Origin of the sequence: Vulcaniibacterium thermophilum (assembly GCF_007923255.1) — a bacterium.
GTDB classification, from domain to species: Bacteria; Pseudomonadota; Gammaproteobacteria; order Xanthomonadales; family Xanthomonadaceae; genus Lysobacter_F; species Lysobacter_F thermophilum.
Map to the genome: position 1 here is coordinate 1 of NZ_VOHJ01000045.1, position 18,858 is coordinate 18,858.

The 18,858-nt window shown below is 72.7% G+C and carries 17 protein-coding genes; 8 read left to right on the plus strand and 9 right to left on the minus strand.

All coding sequences use genetic code 11. From position 1 onward, the window contains the following. Nucleotides 1–96 precede the first annotated feature (96 nt). From FQY64_RS13315 to creB, 5 genes are all read right to left on the minus strand, one after another. Complete coding sequence (locus FQY64_RS13315) at nt 97–990, minus strand: carbon-nitrogen hydrolase family protein (RefSeq protein ID WP_146475005.1); 894 nt, start codon at nt 988–990, stop codon at nt 97–99. Further along, nucleotides 987–1,586: a GNAT family N-acetyltransferase gene (locus FQY64_RS13320; RefSeq protein ID WP_146475007.1), complete on the minus strand. Its 600-nt coding sequence runs from the start codon at nt 1,584–1,586 to the stop codon at nt 987–989. The genes FQY64_RS13315 and FQY64_RS13320 overlap by 4 nt, the downstream gene beginning before the upstream one ends. A gap of 88 nt (nt 1,587–1,674) precedes the next feature. Beyond that, nucleotides 1,675–3,072 (minus strand): cell envelope integrity protein CreD, encoded by a 1,398-nt coding sequence (gene creD, locus FQY64_RS13325; protein WP_146475009.1) that lies wholly within the window; start codon nt 3,070–3,072, stop codon nt 1,675–1,677. A gap of 90 nt (nt 3,073–3,162) precedes the next feature. Next, nucleotides 3,163–4,593, minus strand: coding sequence for a two-component system sensor histidine kinase CreC (gene creC, locus FQY64_RS13330; protein ID WP_146475011.1), 1,431 nt, complete (start codon nt 4,591–4,593; stop codon nt 3,163–3,165). 365 nt (nt 4,594–4,958) lie between these two features. After that, complete coding sequence (gene creB, locus FQY64_RS13335; protein ID WP_146475013.1) at nt 4,959–5,642, minus strand: two-component system response regulator CreB; 684 nt, start codon at nt 5,640–5,642, stop codon at nt 4,959–4,961. Nucleotides 5,643–5,793: 151 nt separating this feature from the next. On the opposite strand from creB, the gene FQY64_RS13340 reads away from it, so the two are divergent. Continuing rightward, a complete protein-coding gene (locus FQY64_RS13340) occupies nt 5,794–6,654 on the plus strand; it encodes a 23S rRNA (adenine(2030)-N(6))-methyltransferase RlmJ (RefSeq protein ID WP_146475015.1) in 861 nt (286 codons plus the stop codon). A 49-nt stretch (nt 6,655–6,703) separates the two neighbouring features. Next, nucleotides 6,704–7,642, plus strand: a complete 939-nt coding sequence (locus tag FQY64_RS13345; RefSeq protein ID WP_146475017.1) for a DUF808 domain-containing protein — start codon at nt 6,704–6,706, stop codon at nt 7,640–7,642. Nucleotides 7,643–7,644: 2 nt separating this feature from the next. Here FQY64_RS13345 and chrA read toward each other — a convergent pair whose 3' ends face one another. Both chrA and FQY64_RS13355 read right to left on the minus strand, forming a co-directional pair. After that, nucleotides 7,645–8,925: a chromate efflux transporter gene (gene chrA / locus FQY64_RS13350; RefSeq protein ID WP_146475019.1), complete on the minus strand. Its 1,281-nt coding sequence runs from the start codon at nt 8,923–8,925 to the stop codon at nt 7,645–7,647. After that, nucleotides 8,909–9,259, minus strand: coding sequence for an MmcQ/YjbR family DNA-binding protein (locus FQY64_RS13355; protein ID WP_146475021.1), 351 nt, complete (start codon nt 9,257–9,259; stop codon nt 8,909–8,911). The genes chrA and FQY64_RS13355 overlap by 17 nt, the downstream gene beginning before the upstream one ends. 49 nt (nt 9,260–9,308) lie before the next feature. Here FQY64_RS13355 and FQY64_RS13360 point away from each other — a divergent pair, with 49 nt between their 5' ends. The 6 genes from FQY64_RS13360 (at nt 9,309) to FQY64_RS13385 (ending at nt 17,085) form a co-directional block, all read left to right on the plus strand. After that, complete coding sequence (locus FQY64_RS13360; RefSeq protein WP_146475023.1) at nt 9,309–9,875, plus strand: GNAT family N-acetyltransferase; 567 nt, start codon at nt 9,309–9,311, stop codon at nt 9,873–9,875. 98 nt (nt 9,876–9,973) lie between these two features. After that, nucleotides 9,974–13,465 (plus strand): transcription-repair coupling factor, encoded by a 3,492-nt coding sequence (gene mfd, locus FQY64_RS13365; protein WP_146475025.1) that lies wholly within the window; start codon nt 9,974–9,976, stop codon nt 13,463–13,465. 144 nt (nt 13,466–13,609) lie between these two features. Beyond that, complete coding sequence (locus tag FQY64_RS13370) at nt 13,610–14,947, plus strand: diguanylate cyclase (RefSeq protein WP_146475027.1); 1,338 nt, start codon at nt 13,610–13,612, stop codon at nt 14,945–14,947. A gap of 317 nt (nt 14,948–15,264) precedes the next feature. Next, nucleotides 15,265–15,771 (plus strand): histidine phosphatase family protein, encoded by a 507-nt coding sequence (locus FQY64_RS13375; protein ID WP_186761018.1) that lies wholly within the window; start codon nt 15,265–15,267, stop codon nt 15,769–15,771. Continuing rightward, entirely contained in the window at nt 15,672–16,460 is a 789-nt protein-coding gene (gene nfi, locus FQY64_RS13380) for a deoxyribonuclease V (RefSeq protein ID WP_146475031.1), read from the plus strand. The genes FQY64_RS13375 and nfi overlap by 100 nt, the downstream gene beginning before the upstream one ends. A 181-nt stretch (nt 16,461–16,641) precedes the next feature. Then, the gene (locus tag FQY64_RS13385; RefSeq protein ID WP_146475033.1) at nt 16,642–17,085 is read left to right on the plus strand and encodes a hypothetical protein; all 444 of its coding nucleotides are present in this window, start codon (nt 16,642–16,644) and stop codon (nt 17,083–17,085) included. Nucleotides 17,086–17,132: 47 nt separating this feature from the next. Here the strand turns inward: FQY64_RS13385 and FQY64_RS13390 are convergent, their stop codons facing one another. Beyond that, nucleotides 17,133–17,981, minus strand: coding sequence for a pirin family protein (locus tag FQY64_RS13390; protein WP_146475035.1), 849 nt, complete (start codon nt 17,979–17,981; stop codon nt 17,133–17,135). A gap of 99 nt (nt 17,982–18,080) precedes the next feature. Continuing rightward, nucleotides 18,081–18,434: a histidine triad nucleotide-binding protein gene (locus FQY64_RS13395; protein WP_146475037.1), complete on the minus strand. Its 354-nt coding sequence runs from the start codon at nt 18,432–18,434 to the stop codon at nt 18,081–18,083. Nucleotides 18,435–18,858 lie beyond the last annotated feature (424 nt).

The following is an 18,858-nucleotide window of genomic DNA, read 5'->3' on the forward strand; positions in this document are numbered from 1 at the left end:
TCTCGACCCTTCGCGGTCAGGCGCGCATTCTTGTGCATGGTTGTTCCCCTCGCGGATGGGAGCTGGGTGTTTGGCGACATCAGCTTCGCCCTCCGGTCAGAGGGGAACAACCTCTTGAAACATCACAACTAGCCCCGGGCGCGCCTGCGCCGGCCAGTCGCGGTCGTTCGCCACCTGCGCGCGCTCGCGGCTCGCCTCCAGCGCGGCGAAGTCCAACCGCGCCACCGCCCAACGCTCCGCGCCCGTCGTGCGCGCGACCACGCCGTCGGCCGGCAGGCCCACGTCCATCGGCGCATAGATCGCCGCCTCGCCGGTGTTGACGTCGAGCGCGGGACTCCACGGCGCCTCGCCCGCCGTCACCGACTGGACGACGAAGCAGCGGTTCTCCAGCGCGCGCGCCAGACAGCCGACGCGCACGCGGGTGGCGCCGGCCTCGGTGTCGGTGCAACTGGGCACCAGCAGCAGACGCGCGCCGGCTTCGCACTGCGCGCGCACCGGCAGCGGGAATTCGATGTCGTAGCAGACCGCAACGCCCGCGCGCACCGGGCCGATCGCGAACGCCTTCAGGGCATCGCCCGGTTCGATCGTGCGCGCGCCCTTCTCGAACCCGGTCAGCGCCAGCTTGTCCTGCCACAGGCGGCCGCCGTCCGGCGCGAACACGTAGGCGCGGTTGCGGTAGCGGCCGCCGACGTCCAGCAGGAAGGTGCCGGCGGCCACGTGCATGCCGGTCTCGCACGCAAGGCCGGCGAACAGCGCGCACCAGTCGGCGTGGTAGCGCTGCGTGGCCGCCAGCGAGGCGTGCAGGTCGCCGGCGATCGCCGGTTCGAACGTCGCCGCCAGTTCCAGCGACAGGTACTCCGGCAGCACCGCCACCTGCGCCCCGAGCGCGCGCGCCTCCTGCAGCCAGGCGCGCTGCCTGTCGGCGAATTCGGCGAAGCTGCGCGGCGCGCCGATCGCGTAGCGGGCGGCGGCGACGGTGAGCGCGCTCACGCGGCCTCCAGCGGGCGCAACCAGAACGTCAGGGTGTGCGCGATCTCGCCCTGCCCGATCTCCTTCCACGGCAGCTCCACGCGCATCTCCGGTCGCGGCGCGTACCCGCGCTTGCGCCAGAAGGCGTCGTTGTCCCGGTGTGCGGGCGGGCGGCGCGGATCGTGCCCGGCGCGGTCGACCGCGCAGAACGCGGTCCACTCGAAGCCGCCGAGCGCGCGCGCGTGCGCCTCGCGCTCGTCGAAGAACCGGTGTCCGAGTCCGCGCCCGCGGTACTCGGGCAGCAGGACCGATTCGCCGCAGTAGAACACGCGCGCCGGATCCAGCCCGGCCGCGACCACCGGCGCCTTGAACGCCTCGGTCTCCTCCTCCAGCGGCAGCCCGGTGGAAGCGCCGATCACGCGGTCGCCGTCCAGCGCGAGCACCGCGATGCTGCCGGCGGCATCGACGTAGGTGCGCAGGTAGTCGGCCTCGTAGCCCGGGTCGCCGTCGTAGAGGTACGGCCACTCGCGGAACACCGCGATGCGCAGCCGCGCCAGATCCTCGAGCCGGTCGGCGATCGCGCGGCCGCGCACGCGTTCGATGCGGATGTCGGTCATGGGCGCGATTGTACGGAGGCGTCGTCGGGCGCACGTCGCGCCGCGCGGCCGCCTGCCCGTCGTGCGGACAGAGGGCCGCGCGCCGGCCTCAGGGCAAGGGCGGCGGCGTCGAGGCGCCCAGCCGGTACCAGTCGACCCTGCGGGTGAGGACCATCAGCGCGGCCAGCACCGCGAACAGCAGCAGCGAGCCGAGCAGCAGCGCGTAGTCCTCCGACAGCAGCAGGCCGTACAGCGCGGCGTACAGCGCCGCCAGCATCGCCGCGAAGCCCGCGCCGCGCGCCGCGCTGCGCAGCACCGCGCTCAGGTAGAAGCCGATCAGGCCGATGCAGGCCGCGCACGCGATCAGGTAGGCCGCGCCGAACGGCAGATGTTCGCTGAGGCTCACCAGCAGCAGGAAGAAGATCGCCAGCGCAAGGCCCACCAGCGCGTACTGGATCGGGTGCACCGGCAGTTGCCGGATCAGCTCGAACAGGAAGAAGCCGACGAAGGTGAGGAACACGAACAGCACGCCGTACTTGATGGCGCGGTCGGCCTGGCTGTAGGCGTTGACCGGATCGACCAGCGACACCGTCACCGGATCGAGCGCGCAGCGTGCGGCCGGCAGCGCGTCGCGGCCCGCGGCGCCGCGGTCGAGGCACTCGGCCGGCGGCAGCGTGGCGCCCTCGCGGAACTGCGCCTGCGCGCCGCTCGCCACCGCGGCGATCTGCCAGCGCGCGCGGAAGCCGTCCGCGCCTACGTCGCGCGTGCGCGGCAGGAAGCTGCCGCCGAAGCGCGGATGCGGCCAGGACGAGCGGACGTCGAACGCGTTGCTGCGCCCGAGCGGCACCAGCGCGAGCGTTTCGGTACCGCCGAGCACGAAGTTCAGGCGCGTGTCCAGCCGCCAGCGCGCGCCGGCGGCCGGCGCCGGCAGACGCGCGTGCACGCCGCCCGCGCCGCGTGCGCCGAAGCCTTCGGACACCCCGACGCGCCGCCCGTCGACGCTGAGCACGGGCAGCGCCATCAGCCCGCGCACGTCTGCGATGGCGTAGCCGAGCCGCGGCTGGCCGATGCTGCGCGGACTGGCGGGGTCCTCGTCTTCCGGCAGGGTGAGGTCGAAGCGGGCGCGCGCCTCGCCGTGCCATTCGTACACGCGCACCTCGTGCAGGCCGAGACGGCGCACGCTCGGCCGCATCGTGCCGCCGACCTCGAGCGTCTGCGGAAAGAACGTCCACTCCCCCGCCACCTCGCGCCGCACCTCGCGCAGCACGCCGTCCTCGCCGCGCTCGCGCACGGCGACGCGGTCCACGTAGGGCACCACCAGCACGGGGCCCGCGAACGCCTGCGCGCCGGCATAGCTGCGCGCGATGTCGGCGACCGCGCGCTGCCGGTGCTGCTGCCGCTCGGACACCACGCCGCCGATCATCGCCAGTGGGATCAGGATCAGCAGCGTCATCAGCATCACCACCGCGCCCTTGAGCCAGAACCGCAAGCCTGCCGCCAGTTTCATCGTCGTCTCCCGGTTGCCATCGCGCCGCAGCGTGCGCCGCGCGCGCGAAGCGACGATGGGGCCAGGGTGAAGCGGAGGTGAGGCCGGCGCTCAGCGCAGCGGCAGGCGCAGCTCGGCCACCGCGCCGCCGCCCTCGCGGTTGCGCAGCCCGGCACTGCCGCCGTGCAGCGCCGCCACCTCGGCGACGAACGGCAGGCCGAGGCCGCTGCTGCGGCTGCCGCCCTCCGGCCTGGGCAGCGAGAAGAAGCGCTCGAACACGCGCGGCAGGGCATAGTCCGGCACGCCCGGGCCGCGGTCGGCGATGCGCAGGCGCAGGCATTCGCCGTCGAGGTCGGCTTCGACGTCGACGCGGCTGCCGGCCGGGGCGAAGTCGGCCGCGTTGTCCAGCAGGTTGGCGAGCGCCTGGCGCAGCAGCACCGCATCGCCCGGCAACGGCGGCAGATCGTCGGCTACGCGCGCGACGACCTCCAGCCGCCTCTCCTGCAGCCGCGGGCGGAGCTGCTCGATCGCCGCCTCCAGCGCCGCCCGCACGTCGACCGGCTCGGGCCGCTCCAGCCGCTGGCGGTGCTCCACCTGCGCCAGCGCCAGCAGCTTGTCGATGGTCTGCGCCATGCGCTCGCTCTGCGTGCGGACGTGGCCCGCGAAGCGGAGGCGGTCGGCCTCGGACATCGGCGACTCCAGCAGCTCCGCGCTGGCGCGGATGGCCGCCAGCGGGCTCTTCATCTCGTGCGCGAGCGTGTGCACGTAGCGCTCGACGTACTGCTTGCCTTCCAGGCGCTCGCGCATGGTCTCCAGCGCACGGCCCAGCTCGGCGAACTCGCCACTGCTGCCCGGCAGCGGCGCGCGCTCGCCGGCCGTCACCGCCTGCGCGTAACGCCGCAGCGCGCCGAGCTGGCGCGACAGCCACCACGCCGCCAGCAGCCCGATCAGCAGCGCCGCGCCCATCAGCACGCCGCCCCAGCCCATCACCACGCGCTGGCTGCGGGCGATGAACGGGGCGATGCTGCGGTTGGGCTTGGCCACCGTGAGCGAACCGACGATGCGGCCCTGCGCATCGCGGATCGGCGCGGCCACGTGCATGACGGTCGAATCCGGGTCGTACGGGCTCTCCGGCGAGGAGCGCGCGCCGTAGCGGCCGCGCAGGGTGAGATGGACGTCGTTCCAGCGCGAGTAGTCGCGGCCGAGGTCGCGCCCGCTGCTGTCGAACACGACGATGCCGCGCGCGTCGGTGACGTAGACGCGGTAGGTCGCGCGCCGTTTCGGAAAGCCCCAGATGCGCGCGCCGAAATCGCGCCCCTGCAGCGCGCGCACGCGCCGGGCGAACGCGCCGTCGGCGATCCGTCCGGCGAGGAAGTCGTCGGTCGCCAGCTCGGCCAACAGGTTGGCGGTGTCGACCAGCGTGTCCTCCATCGCCTGCCGCACGCCCGGCTTCACCTCCGCCACGAATACCCGCGCCAGCAGCAACGCCGCCAGCGCGACGATCAGGAAGTAGCCGAGGAAGATGCGGAGGGCGATGCGCATGGGGGCGGGAATGGGGAATCGGGAATCGGGAATCGGGAATCGGGAATCGGGAATCGGGAATCGGGAATCGGGAATCGGGAATCGGGAATCGGGAATCGGGAATCGGGAATCGGGAATCGGGAGTCGGGAACTGGGAACTGGGAACTGGGAACTGGGAACTGGGAACTGGGAACTGGGAACTGGGAATCGGGGGATCGGGGGATCGGGGGATCGGGAACCGGGAATCGCGATGGGGATGGCAGGCGATGCGGTTGCGGGAGCGGCTTTAGCCGCGACCAGGACGCGAGAGACGTCGCGGCCGATCTCCGCTCCCCGCTCCCCGTTCCCCGTTCCCCGTTCCCCGTTCCCCGTTCCCGTTAGCCGTCTTACGGCTCCAGCGAATAGCCGAGGCCGCGGTGGGTGCGGATCGGGTCGGTGTCGGGCGCGATCTCGCGCAGCTTCGCGCGCAGGGTCTTGATGTGGGTGTCCACGGTGCGATCGCTGCTGTCGTACGCGTCGCTCCAGACCCGGTCCATGAGCTGCGCGCGCGTGAGCACCGCCCCCGGGCGCGCCAACAGCGCGGCCAGCACGCCGTACTCGTAGCGCGTCAGCTCCAGCGCGCGACCGCGGAAACGGATGCGGTGCCCCTCGGTGTCGTGCTCGAACGCGCCGACGACGCGCATCGCCTGCGGCGCCGCCGGCGCCGCGCCGGCCGCCATGCGCCGCAGCAGCGCACGCACGCGCGCCACCAGCTCGCGCGGCGAGAACGGCTTGGTGACGTAGTCGTCGGCGCCCAGCTCGAAACCCAGCACCCGCTCGGCCTCGGCGTCGTGCGCGGTCAGGAAGATCACCGGCAGATCGCGCTCGCGCCGAAGTTCCCGGCAGAGCGCGAAACCGGTGATGTCCGGCAGTCCGACATCGAGGATCGCCAGCGCGAAGGGGCCGGTCGCCGCCGCGCGCAGCGCTTCGCCGCCGCTCAGGCAGTGCACCACCTCGAAGCCGTCCGCCTGCAGCGCGAACTGCACCGTGGCGGCGATTGCGGATTCGTCTTCGACCAGGAGGAGGCGCATGGAGTGGGGGAACGGGGAACGGGGAACGGGGAACGGGGAACGGGGAACGGGGAGCAGCATCGTCGCTGGCAAGAGGGGACGCAAGGACGCGGCGTCGCCTATCCCGTAGCATTCCCGGTTCCCCGTTCCCCGTTCCCCGTTCCCTCCCCCGTTGAACTACCGCCACGCCTTCCACGCCGGCAACCACGCCGATGTGCTCAAGCACGTCGCGCTGCTGGCGCTGTGCGATGCCTTGACCGCCAAGCCCTCGCCGCTGTTCGCGCTGGACACCCACGCCGGCCGCGGGCTGTACGCGCTGTCGGCGGATGCCGCGCGCCGCACCGGCGAAGCCGCGGGCGGAATCGGCCGGCTGTGGGCGCAGCCGCCGGCGGTGCCGGCGATCGCGCGCTACCTCGACGCGGTGCGCGCCTGCCGCGCCGCGCACGGCGAGGACGCCTACCCCGGCTCGCCCTGGCTGCTGGCGCACGCGCTGCGCGCCGACGACCGCATCGCCGCCTGCGAGCTGCAGGACGAGGAAGCCGCCGCGCTGAAGGCGCTGTTCGCCGGCGATGCCCGCGTGGCCGTGCACCCGCGCGACGGCTACGCGGCGGTGAAGGCGCTGCTGCCGCCGCGCGTGGGCGAGGTGCGCTTCGCGCGCGGGCTGGTGCTGATCGATCCGCCCTACGAGGCCCAGCTCGGCGAGTTCGACGCCGCGCTCGCCGCGCTGCGCGAGGGCCTCGCGCGCTGGCCGACCGCGGTGTTCGCGCTGTGGTACCCGATCAAGCAGCGGCGCGCGCTGCAGCCGTTCTTCCGGCGCGCGGCGGCGCTGCCGGCGCGGTCGGCGCTGCTGGCCGAACTGCTGGTGCGGCGCGACGACCTGCCGCTGCGGATGAACGGCAGCGGCCTGCTGATCCTCAATCCGCCGTGGCAGTTCGACCGCGCGCTGGCCCCGGCGCTGCAGGCGCTGCGCCCGGCGCTGGCCGAGGGCGCCGACGCCTCCACCCGGCTGGAGTGGCTGCGCGCGCCGGCCTGACGCGGGGCTGTGCGAGAATCCGGCCCCTTTTCCCGATCACGCGCCCGCCATGGCCTCCGGTTTCTTCGCGCTGCTCGACGACATCGCCACGCTGCTCGACGACGTCTCGGTGATGACCAAGGTCGCCACCAAGAAGACCGCGGGCGTGCTGGGCGACGATCTCGCGCTCAACGCGCAGCAGGTCACCGGCATCGACGCCGACCGCGAACTGCCGGTGGTGTGGGCGGTGGCCAAGGGCTCGCTGGTCAACAAGGCGATCCTGGTGCCGGCAGCGCTGGCGATCGCGGCGCTGGAAGCCTGGCTGCGCGGGCGCGGCATCGCAATTCCGCTGATCACGCCGCTGTTGATGCTGGGCGGCGCGTTCCTCTGCTACGAGGGGGTCGAGAAGCTGCTGCACAAGTGGCTCCATCGCGAGGAGGAGCAGCGGCATCACGCCGAACTGGTGCAGGCGGTGAGCGATACGCGGGTGGACATGTGCGCGTTCGAGCGCGAGAAGATCAAGGGCGCGATCCGCACCGATTTCATCCTCTCGGCCGAGATCATCGTGATCACGCTCGGCACCGTGGCGCAGGCGCCGTTCCTGACCCAGCTCGCGGTGCTGGTGGCGATCGCGATGCTGATGACGGTCGGCGTGTACGGGCTGGTCGGCGCGATTGTGAAGCTCGACGACCTCGGCCTGCGTCTGGCGGCGCCCGGCGCGGGCGCCGCGCGGGCGGCGGTCGGCCGCGGCATCCTCGCGCTGGCGCCGAAACTGATGCGGCTGCTGTCGATCGCCGGCACCGCGGCGATGTTCCTGGTCGGCGGCGGCATCGTCGTCCACGGCATCGGCGCGTTGCATCATCTGATCGAGCCCTACACGCACGGCGATCTGGGCTGGCTGGTGTCGCTGCTGTACGACGCCGCGGTCGGCATCGCCACCGGGCTGGCGGTGGTCGCTGCGGTCAAGCTGCTGGGCCGGCTGCGCGCCGCCGCCGCGCGCCCGACCTGACGCTACCGCGCGGCCTGCAGCGCCGCGGCCAGCAGCGCGGCGGCCGGCACCACCGCATACACCGGCCAGCGGCGGATGCCGACGGCCCACCACGTCGCCGCCGCGATGCCCAGCACGAGCGCCGCGCCGACGGCGTCCTGCCCGCCGAGCAGCCTCGCGCCGAACCACAACGCCAGTTGCGCGATCACGCCCACCACCGCGGCCGTGATGGCGCCGAGCATCGCCGCCGCCGCGCCGACCCGCGCGATGCGTTCGACCCACGGCGCCAGCGTCAGCACGAACAGGAAACTCGGCAGGAAGGTCGCCCACACCGCCACCCCGGCGCCGAGCCAGGCCGACGCCAGCGGCGAGGGGAGGTCCGGGTGCTGCCACGCGCCGACGAAACCGACGAACTCCAGCACCAGGATCAGCGGCCCCGGCGTGGTCTCGGCCAGTCCGAGCCCGGTCATCATCTGCCCCGCATCCAGCCAGCCCTGCGCATGCACCGCGCGCTCGGCCACATAGGGCAGCACCGCGTACGCGCCGCCCAGCGTCACCAGCGCGGCCTGGCCGAAGAAGCGGCCCATCGCCCACGCCGTGCTGTCGAAGCCCAGCCACGCGGCCAGCGCCAGCAGCGGCGCCCACCAGACCGCGGTCAGCACCGCCGCCCGAAGCGCCGCGCGCGCGAGCGAAGGACGCGTTCCCGCCTGGCCGCCCTCGCCGCCCCCGTGCAGGCCGCCGGCCGGCAGCCAATGCGGGCGGAAGCGCCACGCCGCAAGCCCGGCCAGCGCCGCGCCCGCGAGCACCCACGGAAACGGCCAGCGCAGCAGCGCCAGCGCCGCCAGCGCGCCCACCGCCAGCGCGATCGCCAGCGGCGTGCGCAACACGCGCGTGCCGATCCGCTGCAGCGCGTGCACGATCAGCCCGAGCACCGCCGCCTGCAGCCCGAACGCCACCGCCGCCGTCACCGGCAGATGGCCGAAGCGCATGTACGCCCAGGCCAACAGCGCGAGCAGCACGGCGGCCGGCAGCACGAACAGCGCGCCGGCGATCAGCCCGCCGCGCAGGCCATGCAGCCGCCAGCCGAGCCAGGTGGCGAGCTGCATCGCCTCCGGCCCCGGCAGCAGCATGCACAGGTCGAGCGCGCGCAGGAACGTCGCCTCGTCCACCCAGCGCCGCTTCTCCACCAGCTCCGCGTGCATGATCGCGATCTGCCCGGCCGGCCCGCCGAAGCTGATGCAGCCGAGCAGCAGCCAGAACCGCACCGCCTCGGCGAAGCGCGGGCGCTCAGTCGGCGAGTTCACGCTGCTGTTTCTTCGTCAGGCGCGCGCGCACCAGCTCGTAACTGCGGCGCACGAGCGTGCGCAGCTCGGCCGCCGGCACGTCCTGCGGTCGGGCGAGCGTCACCCACTTCGCGCGGGCGAGATACGGCGCGGGCGCGAAGCCGGGGCGGTCGGTCATGGCGAGGAAGCGGTCGTCGTCGACCTTGAAGCTGATGCGCCCCGCGTCCGCCCCGCGCAGGCAGAGCACGCAGAACATCCTGCCGGCGACGCCGAACGCCAGGTCGTCCTCCCATTTCACTTCGGCGGCGACCCCGGGCCAGGGCGCCGTCCACTCGCGCAGCGTGCGCTCGTCCATCGCGTCCCCTGTGAGCGGTGTGGTCGCACCAGTGTGCCAATATCCGGCCATGGCCGCCCGCGAGCGACTTCCGCCCTGGCATGAACTCGTGCGTCTGTCGAACGGGCGCGAGGTCCTGATCCGGCCGATCCGTCCGCAGGATGCCGAACCGCTGCGCGCCGGTTTCCCGCTGCTGCAACCGGACGAGGTGCGCCAGCGCTTCCTGCATGCGGTGAAGGAGCTCAGCCCCGACACCGCGCAGCGGCTGACCCGGCTCGACCCGCGCACCGAGTTCGCGCTGGTGGCCGCCGAACCGCTGCCGCCGGGCGAGGCGCTGGTCGGCGCGGTGGCGCGCGCGGCGATCGACGAGACCGGCCGCAACGCCGAGTTCGCGATCCTGGTCAGCCATTTCATCGCCGGCATGGGCCTGGGCCGCCGGTTGATGACGCGCCTGGTGAAATGGGCGCGCGGCAGGAAGCTCGACACGCTGTACGGCGACGTGTTCGAGCACAACCACGCGATGCTCGCGTTGGCGCGCGAGCTCGGCTTCGAACGCCAGCATCTGCCCGACACGCCGGGCCTGGTCCGGGTGACGCTGCAGCTGCAGGACCGCAAGGCGGAGCGCCGTCCGGAGTGAGCCTGTCGAACCACGGGCGGCGGGCCGGCGCCCCGAAAGCCCCCGCCCCGCCCGCTCACGCGTCGCGCCGCGTGCGCTCCGCTAGAATCGCGCGCCTCATGAGTTCCCCCACCCTCCCCGTTCCGCCGCTGCCCCAGGCGGGCCAGCAGCGCGCCTGGTGGCGCGCGCCCGCGTCCACTTCGGCGCTCGCGTTCCACATCGCCGCCTTGGCGTCGGCGCATGCCGGTCCGGTGCTGGTCGTCGCCCGCGACAACCACGCCGCGCACCAGCTCGAATCCGACCTGCACACGCTGCTCGGGCACGACCGCGAACTGCCGGTACTGCCGTTCCCCGACTGGGAGACGCTGCCGTACGACCGCTTCAGCCCGCATCCGGACATCGTCAGCCAGCGGCTCGCCACGCTGAACCGGCTGCCCGCGCTCGAGCGCGGCATCGTGGTGGTGCCGGTGCAGACGCTGATGCAGCGGCTCGCGCCGCGCCGGCACGTGGTCGGCGGCAGCTTCGACGTTAAGGTGGGCCAGCGGCTCGATCTCGAGGCCGAGAAGCTGCGCCTGGAGGCCGCCGGCTACCGCAACGTGCCGCAGGTGTTCGATCCGGGCGACTTCGCCGTGCGCGGCGGCCTGCTCGACGTGTACCCGATGGGCGCCGAGCAGCCGTACCGCATCGAGCTGCTCGACGACGAGATCGACACCATCCGCACGTTCGATCCGGAATCGCAGCGCTCGCTGGACCGCATCGAGGCGATCCACCTGCTGCCCGGCCGCGAGCTGCCGATGGACGAGGAGTCCGTCAAGCGCGCGCTGGACGCATTGCGCGAGCGCTTCGACGTCGACACCCGCCGCAGCGCGCTGTACCAGGACCTCAAGGCCGGCCACGCACCGGCCGGCATCGAGTACTACCTGCCGCTGTTCTTCGGCGAGGGGCGCAAGGGCGGCACGAGCACGCTGTTCGACTATCTCGACGGCGACGTGCTGGCGGTGCTCGGCGACGGCGCCGCCGAGGCCTCGGACCAGTTCTGGGCCAACACCGGCCAGCGCTACGAGCAGCGCCGGCACGACGTCGAACGCCCGGTGCTGCCGCCGGAGGAGCTGTACCTGCCCCCGGACGCGCTGCGCGAGCGGCTGAACCAACTGCAGCGCATCGAGGTCTGCGGCGAGCGGCACGCGCAGCGCGAGCGCGCGCAGGCGCTCGGCGACCAGCCCGCGCCGTCGCTGCCGATCGCGGCGAAGGACGCGCCGCCGGCCGACGCGTTGGCGCGCTTCCTGCGGCACTACCCCGGCCGCGTGCTGATCGCCGCCGATTCGCCCGGCCGCCGCGAAGCGCTGCTGGAGCTGCTGCAGGCCGGCGGTCTGCGGCCGGACACCATCGCCGGTTGGCGCGACTTCCTCGCCCCCACGACCGGCGCGCCGCCGAAATTCGCGCTCGCGGTCGCGCCGTTCGACGACGGCTTCGCGATCAGCGAACCCGCGCTCACGGTGCTCACCGAGCGCCAGCTCTTCCCCGAGCGCGCCAGCCAGCCGCGACGCCGCACGCGCGCGGCGCGCGAGCCGGAAGCGATCATCCGGGACCTCGGCGAACTGGCCGAGGGCGATCCGATCGTGCACGAGGATCACGGCGTCGGCCGTTACCGCGGGCTGGTGACGCTCGACGCCGGCGGCACGCCCGGCGATTACCTCGAGATCGAATACGCCAAGGGCGACCGGCTGTACGTGCCGGTGGCGCAGTTGCACCTGATCAGCCGCTACTCCGGCGCATCGCCGGAGAACGCGCCGCTGCACTCGCTCGGCGGCGAGCAGTGGCAGAAGGCGAAGAAGAAGGCGGCCGAGAAGGTACGCGACGTCGCCGCCGAGCTGCTGGAGATCCAGGCCAAGCGGCAGGCGCGCGCCGGCATGGCGATCGACGTCGATCGCGCGTTGTACGAGCCGTTCGCCGCCGCGTTCCCGTTCGAGGAAACGCCCGACCAGCACGCGGCGATCGAGGCGGTGCTGCGCGACCTCGCCTCCAGCCAGCCGATGGACCGTGTGGTGTGCGGCGACGTCGGCTTCGGCAAGACCGAGGTCGCGGTGCGCGCGGCGTTCGTCGCCGCCACGGGCGGCAAGCAGGTCGCGGTGCTGGTGCCGACCACGCTGCTGGCCGAACAGCACTACCGCAACTTCCGCGACCGCTTCGCCGACTGGCCGATCCGCGTGGAAGTGCTGTCGCGCTTCAAGAGCAAGAAGGAGATCGAGGCCGAGCTCGCCAAGCTCGCGCGCGGCGAGATCGACGTGGTGGTCGGCACCCACCGGCTGTTGCAGCCGGACGTCAAGTTCAAGGATCTGGGCCTCGTCATCGTCGACGAGGAACAGCGCTTCGGCGTGCGCCAGAAGGAAGCGCTGAAGGCGCTGCGCGCCAACGTGCACCTGCTCACGCTGACCGCAACGCCGATTCCGCGCACGCTCAACATGGCGATGGCCGGCCTGCGCGACCTGTCGATCATCGCCACTCCGCCGGCGCATCGCCTCGCCGTGCAGACGTTCGTGGTGCCGTGGGACGACGCCCAGCTGCGCGAGGCGTTCCAGCGCGAGCTGGCGCGCGGCGGTCAGGTGTATTTCCTGCACAACGACGTCGAGAGCATCGGCCGCATGCAGCGCCAGCTGTCCGAGCTGATGCCGGATGCGCGCATCGGCGTGGCGCACGGCCAGATGCCCGAACGCGAGCTGGAACGGGTGATGCTCGACTTCCACAAGCAGCGCTTCAACGTGCTGCTGTGCACGACCATCATCGAGTCGGGCATCGACATCCCGAACGCGAATACCATCGTCATCAACCGCGCCGACAAGTTCGGCCTGGCTCAGCTGCACCAGCTGCGCGGCCGCGTCGGCCGTTCGCACCATCGCGCCTACGCCTACCTGCTGATCCCCGACAAGCGCTCGATCACCGCCGATGCGCAGAAGCGGCTGGAGGCGATCGCAGCGATGGATGAACTGGGCGCGGGCTTCATGCTCGCCACCCACGACCTGGAGATCCGCGGCGCCGGCGAGCTGCTCGGCGAGGAACAGAGCGGCCAGATCGCCGAGGTCGGCTTCAGCCTGTACACCGAGCTGCTGGAACGCGCGGTGCGCTCGATCAAGCAGGGCAAGCTGCCGGACGTCGACCTGGACGAGGTGCGCGGCGCCGACGTCGAGCTCAACATCCCGGCGCTGATCCCGGACGACTACCTGCCCGACGTGCACACCCGCCTGACGCTGTACAAGCGCATCAGCGCGGCGCGCACGCCGGAGGACCTGCGCGAGCTGCAGGTGGAGATGATCGACCGCTTCGGCCTGCTGCCGGATGCGACCAGGCACCTGTTCGCGATCGCCGAGCTGAAGCTGCACGCCACCGGGATGGGCATCCGCAAGCTCGACCTGGGCCCGAACGGCGGCCGCGTGCAATTCGTCGAAAAGCCGAAGATCGACCCGCTGACCGTCATCCAGCTGATCCAGAAGCAGCCGCAGCGCTACCAGATGGATGGCCCGGACAAGCTGAAGCTGAAACTGGAGCTGCCGGAGCCGGCCGACCGCCTGCAGGCCGCGCGCGGCCTGCTCGCCGCGCTGCACGCCCCCACCTGACTCCCCACCTGCAGGGCGGCTTCAGCCGCGACCCGGCGCGCCGGGGACGACGTCCGCGCCCGCCCCCGCGCGCTCAAGTTTCTCCACCGCCGGCCGCTGACCGGTACGACCGATGGAGGGCGACGTCAAGCCCCACCCCTGCCGATGACACGACTGGATGCCCTGCTGCAGCCCCGCGCCGGAGAGGCCGAGAGCGGCCACCCCGAATGCGTGCTGCTCGTGGAGAACTCGCGCGTGTTCGCCGAAATGCTGGCGACCGCCGTGCGCGAGCGGCTGGGCCTGGCCGTCGACGTCGCCGGCTCGCTGGCCGAAGCGCGCCAGCGCCTGGACCCGGCGCGCCACTTCCTGGTGCTGACCGGCCTGGTCCTGCCCGACGCCAGCGGCGACGAGATCGTGCCGCCGCTGGCGCGCAGCGGCGTGCCGACGGTGGTCGTCACCTCGATGCTCGACGACGAAACGCGCCAGCGCCTGGTGCGCATGCCGATCATCGACTACGTGCCGAAAACGGCGCCGGACAGCATCGACTACCTGATCTGGCTGATCCAGCGCCTGGACCGCAACCGGCGCATCGCCGCGCTGGTGGTGGACGACTCGGCCAGCAGCCGCGAACACACCGCCGCGCTGCTGCGCCAGTTCGGCCTGAACGTGCGCGAGGCCGCCTGCGGCGAGGACGCGCTCGACGTGCTCGCCGAAGACCGCAGCATCCGGCTGGTCATCACCGACTTCCACATGCCCGGCATGACCGGCGTCGACCTCACGCGGCGCATCCGCACCACCCACAGCCGCGACCGGCTGGCGGTGATCGGACTGTCCGGCAGCAGCCATGCGCCGCTGGTCGCGCAGTTCCTCAAGCACGGCGCCAACGACTTCCTGCACAAGCCGTACTCGCGCGAGGAGTTCCTCTGCCGCGTCTCGCAGAACATCGACAATCTGGAACTGATCGGCACCCTGCAGGACCTGGCCACGCGCGATTTCCTGACCGGCCTGGTCAACCGCCGCCACCTGTTCACCGTCGGCGAAGCGCTGTTCCAGCAGGCGCGCGCCGGCCGTCCGCTCGCCGCCGCGCTGCTGGACATCGACCACTTCAAGCACATCAACGACACCTACGGCCACGACGCCGGCGACATCGCGCTCAAGCACGTGGCCAAGGCGCTGCAGGACCACGCGCGCCCGGAGGACGTGGTGGCGCGGTTCGGCGGAGAGGAGTTCTGCGTGCTGGCGCCGGACCTGGACTCCGCCCAGTCGCACGCCTATTTCCAGCGCCTGCGCGAGGCGATCGAGGCGCTGCAGATCCCGCTGCCCGACCATGTGCTGCGGCTGACGGTGAGCATCGGCGTGCAGTCCCACCTCGACCGCACGCTGCACGCCATGCTGTCGGAAGCCGACCGCCAGCTCTATCTCGCCAAGGCCGGCGGCCGCAACCGGGTGGAAATGGCCACCGCCGCCAGCGAAGCCCCCGCCGAAACCGCCGCGGTGCACTGAGCGCCCGACCCGCGCATCGTCGTCATCCCGGCGAGGCCAGCGCCTGTCCGCAGAACATGCGGAGCAGCAGCCGGGGGCGACGCACCCCTATCGCCGTCATCGCGGCGGAAGCCTGGCGGAAGCCGGGATCCACTTGCCTCCAAAACGGCAAGAGCACCCTGGACCCCGGCCTGCGCCGGGGCGACGTACCCCATCGCCGTCATCGCGGCGGAAGCCGGGATCCATTTGCCTCGAAAACGGCAGGAGCAACCTGGGCCCACTGGCGCACCCGCTTCACGCGCGTCACGCTCGCGCTCCCGCATCCTGCCGGACCTCGCATGCGCCTCTCCCGACCGTTCGTCCTCCTGCTCGCAGTCGCCGTGGCCGCCTGCGCCGGCAGTCCGCCGCGCGCGCAACCGGCCACGCGCTTCGTGCTGGTGCGCCATGCCGAGAAGGCCGCAGGCGACGATCCCCCGCTGACCGCCGCCGGCGAGCAGCGCGCCGCGCGTCTGGCCGCGCTGCTGCGCGCCACCCCGCCCGATGCCATCTACGCCACCGGCTACCGCCGCACCCGGCAGACCGCGCAGGCGCTCGCCGATGCGTTCGCCCGCCCGGTGCTCGCCTACGACGCCCGCGAGGACGCCGCCGCGTTCGCCGCGCGGCTGCGCGCGGCGCATGCGGGCACGACCGTGGTGATCGTCGGCCACAGCAACACCGTCCCCTCGCTGGCGGCGGCGCTGTGCGGATGCCCGGTGACGCCGATCGACGAGAGCGACTACGGCCGGCTGCTGCGGATCACGCTCGCCGCCGACGGCGCCGCGCGGCTGGAGGACGCGCGCTACTGATGACGCTCGATCCGCTGCCGCCGTGGGACCGCGACGTGCGCGCCGCGCGCCGGCTGCAGGCGGAACTCGCCGCCCGCGTGCGCGTGGCGGACGAATGGCGCGACCCGCCGCGCTGGCTGGCCGGCTTCGACGTCGGCTTCGTCGAGCGCGGCCGGACCACGCGCGCGGCCGTCGTGCTGCTGGAGGCGCGCACGCTGGCGCCGGTCGAGCGGCACGTCGTGGAGATGCCCACGCGCATGCCGTACATCCCGGGACTGCTCAGCTTCCGCGAGCTGCCGGCGCTGCTGGAGGCACTGGCGCGGCTGGGGCGGCGGCCGGATCTCGCGTTCGTCGACGGCCAGGGCCTGGCGCATCCCCGGCGGCTCGGAGCGGCGTGTCACTTCGGGCTGGCCGCCGACCTGCCGACCATCGGCGTCGCCAAGAGCATCCTGGTCGGCACCCACGCACCGCTCGCGGAGGACGCGGGCGCCGCCGCGCCGCTGCTCGATGGCGAGCAGCGCGTCGGCACCGCGCTGCGCAGCAAGCGCGGCTGCCGGCCGCTGATCGTCTCGCCGGGGCATCGCGTCTCGCACGAGACGGCCATCGACTGGGTGCGGCGCACCCTGCGCGGCTACCGGCTGCCGGAACCGACCCGCCTCGCCGATCGCCTCGCCTCGCGCCGCGGCGACGACGCCGAGGGGCCGGCGTAACCCCCGGCGGCGCCTCCGCGCCCGCGCCGTCGCCGCCTTCACGCCGTGCCGGCGCCGGGCCGCTCAGATGCCTGAACCGAGGACATCGGATCAAGGATTTGTCAAGACCCCTCGGCTTGGTCTATGGTCGGAGCCGGGAGCGTCCGCACGCTCCCGGCGTGACTTCAGGGGGATGATCCGCATGCAACGTCTAGCCTGGCTTCTGCTTCTCACGACGGCCGCGGCTCCGGCCCTTGCCCAGGACACCGGCAACTGTCCGCGTCTGCCGCCCGAAAGCGGCCTCACCTGGCAACACAAGGCGATCGGCAACGACGCCGACCTGTGCCGCGCCCTGCGCGCCGACGGCTCCGAGGCTTTCGGCCTGTACATCGCGCGCGACACGCCGTTCGAACCCAAGGGCGGCGACCGCGCCGAGGAGGGCGTGCTCGACGGCCGTCCGATCCGCTGGTACCGCAGCGAGCTCGCCGGCCGCCCGAACGTGCAGGCGCGCGAGACGCTGGTCGAACTGCCGGACGGGCGCAAGGCGCACATCTGGGTGCAGGCGCCGACCGGCGATGCGCTGCGCGAGTCGCTCGGGCTGGCGCAGTCGATGCAGCTCGGGGCCGCCCACCTCAGCCAGAACTGAGCCCTGCCCCGGCGCGGCCGGCCACCGGCCCGCCGGGGCGCGCCTGCTCAGAAGCGGCCGGCGCGGTAATCCTCGAAGGCCTGCATCAGCTCCTCGCGCGTGTTCATCACGAACGGGCCGTAACGCGCCACCGGCTCGCCCAGCGGTCGCCCGGCCACCACGATCAGCCGCGCCTCCTCGTCCTGCGCGGCCAGCTCCAGCCGCGCGCCGTCGCCCAGCACGCCGAGCCGGCCCTTGCGCAGCGCGGAGCCGCCGACCTTCGCCCCGCCTTCGTAGACGTATGCGAACGCGTTGTGGCCATCCGGCAGCGCGTAGGTCCACTTCGCCTGCGGCGCGAGCCGCACGTCGAGATACACAGGCGCGGTCGCCGCACCGCCGTCCGCGTACACCGGTCCGACGTGATCGCCGATGCGGCCGGCGATCAGTCTGACCGCCACCCCCGGCGCCGGCTCGACGCGCGGGATGCGCTCGGGCGCGAATTCCTGGTAGCGCGGCGCGGTCATCTTGTCGCGCGCCGGCAGGTTCACCCACAACTGGAAGCCGCGCATGCGGCCTTCCTGCTGCTCCGGCATCTCCGAATGGACCAGCCCGCGGCCGGCGGTCATCCACTGCACGCTGCCGGGCACCAGCACGCCCTCGTTGCCGTGGTTGTCGCGGTGACGCATGCGGCCGTCCAGCATGTAGGTGACGGTTTCGAAGCCGCGGTGCGGATGGTCGGGAAAGCCGGCCAGGTACTCCTCCGGCCGGTCGGTGCCGAACTCGTCGAGCATCAGGAACGGGTCGAGCTCGGGCAACTGCGGCGCACCGATCAGGCGGGTCAGCCGCACGCCGGCGCCGTCGGACGTCGGCATGCCCTGGATGGTGCGCACCACACGGGCGATGCGGGAAGGGCTCATCTTGGCTCTCGGAAACACGGGAGCAGGAAGGATGGGGCTGCCCGCGCCCATACGAGCGGGCACGGATGCAAAGCGCCGTCCCGCGCGTGCAACGGAACGCTACTCCCCCGCCACGCCGAAATGCCCCAGCGGCGCGCCGGCGAGCAGATGCAGGTGCAACTGGAACACGGTCTGGCCGCCGTCGCGGTTGCAGTTGATCACCACCCGGTAGCCGTCCTGCGCGAGCCCCTCGCTGCGCGCGTACGCGGCGGCGGCGAGCAGCAGCCTGCCCAGCAGCTCGGCATGCTCCGGCCCGGCGGCGTCGAGCGTGGGCAGCGTCGTCTTCGGCACGAACAGCACGTGCACCGGCGCCTGCGGCGCGATGTCGCGGAACGCGATGATCTCGTCGTTCTCGAACACGACGTCGGCCGGAATCTCGCGACGGATGATCTTGTGGAAGATGGTGTCGGTCATGGGTGGCGGGAATCGGGGGGTCGGGAATCGGGAATCGGGAATCGGGAATCGGGAATCGGGAATCGGGAATCGGGAGTCGGGAGTCGGGAGTCGGGAGTCGGGAGTCGGGAGTCGGGAGTCGGGAGGCGGGAGGCGGGAATCGGGAGTCGGGAATCGGGAGGCGGAAGGCGGGAGGCGGGAGGCGGGAGGCGGGCGTACTGGCGGGCGAATGACGGAGTCGAGCCCGACGCGGCGACGGCAGCGTAGCGAACCCGCCGTCACGAATCCCGAATCCCCCGATCCCGGATCCGCCCTAGATGTGATGTTTCAAGAGGTTGTTCCCCTCTGACCGGAGGGCGAAGCTGATGTCGCCAAACACCCAGCTCCCATCCGCGAGGGGAACAACCATGCACAAGAATGCGCGCCTGACCGCGAAGGGTCGAGA

Excerpts from the sequence above, each read along its gene's own strand:
- FQY64_RS13360 (WP_146475023.1), top strand. The coding sequence starts at position 9,309 with ATGGCCGCCCGCGAGCGACTTCCGCCCTGGCATGAACTCGTGCGTCTG.
- FQY64_RS13355 (WP_146475021.1), bottom strand. The coding sequence starts at position 9,259 with ATGGACGAGCGCACGCTGCGCGAGTGGACGGCGCCCTGGCCCGGGGTC.
- FQY64_RS13320 (WP_146475007.1), bottom strand. The coding sequence starts at position 1,586 with ATGACCGACATCCGCATCGAACGCGTGCGCGGCCGCGCGATCGCCGAC.
- FQY64_RS13375 (WP_186761018.1), top strand. The coding sequence starts at position 15,265 with ATGCGCCTCTCCCGACCGTTCGTCCTCCTGCTCGCAGTCGCCGTGGCC.
- FQY64_RS13345 (WP_146475017.1), top strand. The coding sequence starts at position 6,704 with ATGGCCTCCGGTTTCTTCGCGCTGCTCGACGACATCGCCACGCTGCTC.
- mfd (WP_146475025.1), top strand. The coding sequence starts at position 9,974 with ATGAGTTCCCCCACCCTCCCCGTTCCGCCGCTGCCCCAGGCGGGCCAG.
- nfi (WP_146475031.1), top strand. The coding sequence starts at position 15,672 with ATGCCCGGTGACGCCGATCGACGAGAGCGACTACGGCCGGCTGCTGCG.
- creD (WP_146475009.1), bottom strand. The coding sequence starts at position 3,072 with ATGAAACTGGCGGCAGGCTTGCGGTTCTGGCTCAAGGGCGCGGTGGTG.
- FQY64_RS13390 (WP_146475035.1), bottom strand. The coding sequence starts at position 17,981 with ATGAGCCCTTCCCGCATCGCCCGTGTGGTGCGCACCATCCAGGGCATG.
- FQY64_RS13385 (WP_146475033.1), top strand. The coding sequence starts at position 16,642 with ATGCAACGTCTAGCCTGGCTTCTGCTTCTCACGACGGCCGCGGCTCCG.
- FQY64_RS13395 (WP_146475037.1), bottom strand. The coding sequence starts at position 18,434 with ATGACCGACACCATCTTCCACAAGATCATCCGTCGCGAGATTCCGGCC.
- FQY64_RS13370 (WP_146475027.1), top strand. The coding sequence starts at position 13,610 with ATGACACGACTGGATGCCCTGCTGCAGCCCCGCGCCGGAGAGGCCGAG.
- creC (WP_146475011.1), bottom strand. The coding sequence starts at position 4,593 with ATGCGCATCGCCCTCCGCATCTTCCTCGGCTACTTCCTGATCGTCGCG.
- creB (WP_146475013.1), bottom strand. The coding sequence starts at position 5,642 with ATGCGCCTCCTCCTGGTCGAAGACGAATCCGCAATCGCCGCCACGGTG.